This is a genomic window from Ensifer adhaerens (assembly GCF_001270265.1).
Lineage (GTDB): Bacteria > Pseudomonadota > Alphaproteobacteria > Rhizobiales > Rhizobiaceae > Ensifer > Ensifer adhaerens_B.
The window spans coordinates 1-620 of record NZ_LGAP01000091.1; the positions used below are offsets into that span (position 1 = coordinate 1).

General features: G+C 61.5%; 1 pseudogene. It reads left to right on the plus strand.

The window, feature by feature from the left end:
* Positions 1-71: 71 nt before the first annotated feature.
* A pseudogene (locus tag AC244_RS34815) lies at positions 72-620 on the plus strand (IS5 family transposase); the annotation flags it as partial.

The window sequence follows — 620 nt, forward strand, 5'->3', positions numbered from 1 at the left end:
TAGGTCGTGTGGACTCTTGGGATTTCCAAGGGTGAGCAAATCAGATTCAAGACTGTCTTTTGGAGGCAGTCATGGGTGTTTTGGATCGTCTGATCCTTCGGGACGAGCAGTGGGAGCGGATATCGCACCACATTATTGGTGACGGACGCACGCGCGGCTCATCCGGCCGCGACAACCGCATGTTCGTGGAAGCAGTGCTTTGGATCGTACGCACCGGCTCGCCCTGGCGTGATCTACCGGAGGTGTTCGGCGAGTGGAACAGTGTCTTCCGCCGTTTCAGCCGCTGGAGCCAGAAGGGCATCTGGTGGCGCATGTTCGCCGCGATGTCGGACGATCCGGACTTCGAATACCTGATCATTGATTCCACCATCATCCGCGCCCATCAGCACGCCGCGGGCGCAAAAAAGGGGCTGAAGATCAGGCCCTTGGCCGTTCTCGGGGCGGCCTGAGCACCAAGATCCACATGGCGGTGCGTGGTCTCGGCTGCCCGGTTCGCTTCACACTCACGGCAGGCCAGAAGGGCGATGCGCCGCAAGCCGACGCCCTGATCGAGGGCCTGCCCGCAGACGTCGTCATGGCAGACACCGCCTATGACAGCGACCGCCTGCGCGATGCAATCG